Below are 4,849 nucleotides of genomic sequence, written 5' to 3'. Positions count from 1 at the left end.
TCTCTGGGCCGCTTACACCGCCGAAATGGCAGCATAACCCTACTTTTTCCAATGCTTCACAATCGGCCGGCAACAACTTGGCAATACCGAATTCAGAAATGCTTGTTTCGTCGTGTCATTAGGAAACTCCAATACGCCAAAAAAACGTAACGGGTCTTCTGTGGAAAAACACGAATAGTGCAGGCCATCGATGCCTTCTGATTTCAAACCGTCAACCAATGCCTTCATTGCGACGGTCTGTGCTTCGCGATCGCTTTCTAATTTGAGAGTGTATTGTACCAGCAGGCTCATGATCATTCTCCTGTGAGATTTGGTGTTTTGCCGTGCACTTTTTCCCTGAACCGCTGCGCGATGATGTAAAGGGACGGGATGACAAATATGCCAACAAGGGCAGCTGCAATCATCCCTCCGAAAACCGGCGTACCTACACCTCTGCGAGCGAGCATAGAGGCACCGTCGGCCACAATCAGCGGGTATAACCCTGCAATAAATGCAAAGCTGGTCATCATGACCGCTCGGAACCGCGCACGGGCGCCCTGAATAGCTGCATCCACGGCGTTCTGACCTTGCCGGTACCGATCCATTGCGAATTCGACGATCAAAATTGCATTCTTGGCGGCAAGCGCTATCAGGACCACCAATCCGATCTGGGCGTATAGGTTGTTCTGGAGACCCAGCAACAGCAGCGCACCCAACGCGCCGCACACCGCAAACGTGACCGAGTAAAGGACCGCAAGCGGTATCGTCCAACTCTCGTAAAGCGCAACAAGGAAGAGATATGCGAATAGCAAAGCAAGCCCCAGAACAACAGGTGTCTTTCCGGCGGCCTCAATCTCTTGCTGCGCGGTTCCGGTCCAATCGTAGCTGTAGCCTTCTGGCAGAGTTTGGGCTGCAATTTCTTCCATCGCCGCGATGGCCTCGCCCATTGATACGCCCGGAGACGGTCCACCGTTTATGGTGACGGCCTGAAAATTATTGTAGCGGGCGAGCAATTGCGGACCCAGAATGAGCTCTACCTTCGCCACGGCGCGCACTGGCACCATATCTCCGTCGTGATTTCGGACATGAATGCGAGCAATATCTCCGACATTGGCCCGGTATTTCTCATCTGCTTGTAAGTTGACCTGCCACGTCCGACCGAACAGGTTCATGTCATTCACGTGATACCCGCCCAAAGTGACCTGCATGGCCCGGAACAGGTCGTCGACATTCACGCCAAGCGTCTGAAGCCTTTTACGATCGAGGTCGAGATTCAGTTTTGGCGACTGCGCAGAGAATGTCGTGTAAACGCCCGACAACCGGGGGTCGGCGTTGGCGGTTGTGACGAACCCCGCCGCAGTTGCACCAAGATCTGAAACGCTGTCGCCATGCAAGTCCAAAAGCTCGAACTCGAACCCGGCACCAGTGCCCAGACCAAGGATCGGGGGCAGATTGAAAGGAAAGGCAATGGCGTCTTCCAACCCGGCAAACTCGCGCCGGACATGCCGGATCGAGGATCTTACGGATAAGGCCGGATCGGTTCGATCTTTAAACGGTTGCATGATCGCGATGCCAAACCCACTGTTCGACTTGTTCAGGCCGTCGACAAAGCTGAAGCCCGTGACTGTCATGACATCCTGCACGCCCGGTGCGGATTTGATGATGGTCGAAACGTCCTCCATCACTTTGGATGTGCGATTGATCGAGGCGCCTTCGGGTAGCGCGACTTCAACGAAATATGCCCCTTGATCTTCGACGGGAAGAAACCCGGAAGGTGTGGTCTTGAACAGCCATCCTGCGCCAAAAAGTGCAAAACCGAGCAGTAAAACAGCCAGGATTGTCCGTCGGGCGAGGATTGAGACCGCATAGGCATAGCCATCGCGCGCGTTGTCTATGCGGCGCGATATCCAGGCCAGCGGTCCACGCCTGGGGGCGCTTTCACGGTGCAGCAGCACCGCGCACAGGGCCGGGCTGAGTGTCAGGGCGTTCAAAGCAGAAATAAGCATTGAAAAGGAAACAGCCACAGCGAATTGTTGGAACATCGTTCCCGTAATGCCGGGAATGAATGCAACCGGTACAAACACCGACAGCAGCACACAGGTTATGGCCAAAATGGGGGCCGTAATCTGTTTCATTGCCTCGCCGGTGGCTTCGGCCACGGTCATCTCAGGGTTTTCGCCCATTACCTTTTCGACGTTTTCGATCACCACGATCGCATCGTCCACGACGATGCCGATCGCAAGTACCAGCGCCAGCAGCGAGACGGTATTGAGCGTAATACCCAATGCCAAAATGAACGCCAGTGCGCCAACAAGCGATACCGGAACCGCGATCAGCGGGATCAGGGCCATCCGCAGGTTGCCCAGAAACAAAAAGACGACAATCACTACCAGAGCAAACGCTTGTATAAGCGTTTTCACGACTTCTTCGATACTGGCCCGGACGAAGGTTACTGAATTGTAGGGAACGCTCCAGTTGACACCATCGGGAAAGGCGCTTTGCAAACCTGTCAGCGCGGTGTTTATACCCTTTGCAGTATCAAGAGCATTCGCACCGGGCTCAAGGTAGACACCAATCATCGCTGCGGGCTTGTTGTCGAACGAGGAGAAGGAATCCCGAGTTTTTGCGCCAAGCTCTACCCGCGCGATATCACTGATCAGAACAAATGAGCCGTCTGGAAGGGCGCGCACGATCACCTCTTCGAATTCGGCGATGCTGCTTAGCCGGCCCTGGGTCTGGATGTTCAGTTGAAAGGTCGGATCGTCTGTCATCGGTTGCGCACCAACACGTCCCACGGCTGCCTGAACATTCTGTGCGTTGAGCGCGGCGATCACGTCGTCGACAGTCACCGAAAGACTTGTCATCTTGTCGATGTCGAGCCAGATCCGCATTGAGTAGTCAAGTGCCCCGAACAAGGTCGCATCGCCCACACCGGGTGTTCTTTTAATACTGTCCAGAACGTTGATTGTTGCGAAATTCGACAGGAACAAATCGTCGTTCTTCGGGTCATCCGAGGTAATGGCTACGACCTGCAACAAAGCCGAGGACTTCTTTTTGGTGCTGACACCTCCGCGGGTGACTTCTTCGGGCAATGCGGACATGGCGAGGCTGACACGGTTCTGAACATTGACGGCGTTAATATCTGGATCGGTTCCGGGCGCGAACGTAACCTGTAAATTATAGCTGCCATCCGAACCACTGGTTGACTTCATGTAGAGCATGTCACTAACGCCGATCACCTGTTCTTCGATGATCTGGGCAACGGTTGACTCGACCACTTCGGCTCCGGCCCCGGGGTACTTGGTCGAAACCTGAACCTGCGGTGGCACGATGTCCGGAAGCTGTTCTACCGGTAGCTGCGTAATCGAGATCAGACCGGCCAACGTGATCACCACCGAAATGACAATGGCAAATCTGGGGCGGCGAATGAACAGTTGCGAGATCATGGGGTCAGTTCCCGCTGGCGCTTGATGGTGCGTTCTGGGGTGTCGAAATGCTAACCTCAACACCTGCATGGACCCTTTGCAGGCCATCGGTAATAACCTTATCGCCTTCACTCAAACCGTCTGAAATGACAGCCTCGGTTCCTTCGGTCCGGTCAAGTTGGATCTGCTTTTTGACAACCTTATTGTCGCTCCCGATCGTGAAGACAAAGTAACCAGACTGGTCTTTCTGCAAAGCCTTGGCAGGGATCACCAGAAATTTATCACTTGTTGGATCGGTAACAACAATGCGTACCAGTTGGTTGTCAATGAGTTGTCCATCAGGATTGGCGAAGGAACCGCGCACCAGAACGGAATCCGTTCCTGATTGTACCTGAGTATCAATCACTTCGATGCTGCCCGATTCTCCATAAGTGGTACCATCGGCGAGGATCAACTGCAGCTTCAATGGTTCGGTGCCGGACGCCTTGGCGCGCCGCGAGCGAAATTCAAGCAGTTCGGCTTCGGTAACTGGAAAGGTCACGTGGATGGGGTCGATGCTAGATAGCGACAACAGGGTTCCGCCCTCGGGGCTGACAAATGCGCCAGCGGACAAGTCCGTCAATCCGATCCTGCCGTCAAATGGCGCAGTTATTTTTGTGTAAGACAGGTTCAGCTGAGCGTTTTGCAGGCTGCCCTGTAGCTCAAGCACATGTCCATCGGCCTCACCTTGCTGAGCCTCCGCTTTCTGGACGACCGCTTCGGGCGTGTCACCTGATGAGTAGAGTTTTTGCTGTCGATCAAGTTCGATATCGGCAAGTTTTTTTGCCGCTTGTGCGGCTTGGATTTGTCCTTGAATTTCCGTGACGGTCGCCTCGTAGAAATCCGGTTCGATCTCGATCAGGACATCCGCCGCTTTAACGCTGGAGCCGTCCTTGAAATTAATGGACTTCACAAATCCAGGTACGCGCGCGATCAGGTCGACACGATCCAACGCCTCGATCCGGCCAGTGAACACTTCGGTCAAAGATACCTGTTTCATCTCTGCCGACGTCACGGTCACTTTAGGCTTCGTTTGGCTGTCCTGCGCAATGACAACAGAAGGATTCAGACCAAAGTTCAAAATCACTGCGGTGACTAACAGCCTTACTGACAAGTTTCATCCTCCAGAAGAGTTTCGTCTGTGCGCTCGTTGAAACCACGGTAACGTAATGCTGTTGAAAATCCAGCAATCACATTGAGTGCATTTCCCATCGACTCAACTAATTGGAAGTCTTTACAAATTAAGTAAGGCGCCTTGGTCTCATAATGCTGTCGCCAATTCGTCGAGACTTTTGAGCAATCTATGAGTTCAGTAGGGATTGCCAACTTGCAGTCGCACCTGAGGCTGTTTAGCCGGTCTCCATGAATATACCAGCTGAGATGCCACGCCTGAAGGGCTACCGTTT

At 53.6% G+C, this 4,849-nt stretch carries 4 protein-coding genes; all 4 read right to left on the bottom strand.

Annotation, left to right across the window (positions count from 1 at the left end; genetic code table 11):
• Nucleotides 1-39: 39 nt before the first annotated feature.
• Nucleotides 40-291, bottom strand: coding sequence for a hypothetical protein (locus ACR0JI_RS21720; RefSeq protein ID WP_480478446.1), 252 nt, complete (start codon nt 289-291; stop codon nt 40-42).
• A gap of 2 nt (nt 292-293) precedes the next feature.
• Nucleotides 294-3,425 carry an efflux RND transporter permease subunit gene (locus ACR0JI_RS21715; RefSeq protein WP_480496629.1) on the bottom strand — a complete coding sequence of 1,044 codons (3,132 nt, stop codon included), beginning with the start codon at nt 3,423-3,425 and terminating at the stop codon, nt 294-296.
• Nucleotides 3,426-3,429: 4 nt separating this feature from the next.
• Complete coding sequence (locus ACR0JI_RS21710) at nt 3,430-4,557, bottom strand: efflux RND transporter periplasmic adaptor subunit (protein ID WP_480496627.1); 1,128 nt, start codon at nt 4,555-4,557, stop codon at nt 3,430-3,432.
• The coding region (locus tag ACR0JI_RS21705; protein WP_480496625.1) for a hypothetical protein at nt 4,548-4,849 on the bottom strand (302 nt) is incomplete at its 5' end. The genes ACR0JI_RS21710 and ACR0JI_RS21705, both read right to left, overlap by 10 nt.

This window comes from Ruegeria sp. N10 (genome assembly GCF_056531545.1).
The sequence above is the reverse complement of the archived record's forward strand: the minus strand, read 5'-3'. Positions and strand labels throughout refer to the sequence as shown.

What these genes read in the sequence shown, in the direction of transcription:
- ACR0JI_RS21720 (WP_480478446.1), bottom strand. Translation starts at nt 291, where the DNA reads ATGAGCCTGCTGGTACAATACACTCTCAAATTAGAAAGCGATCGCGAA.
- ACR0JI_RS21715 (WP_480496629.1), bottom strand. Translation starts at nt 3,425, where the DNA reads ATGATCTCGCAACTGTTCATTCGCCGCCCCAGATTTGCCATTGTCATT.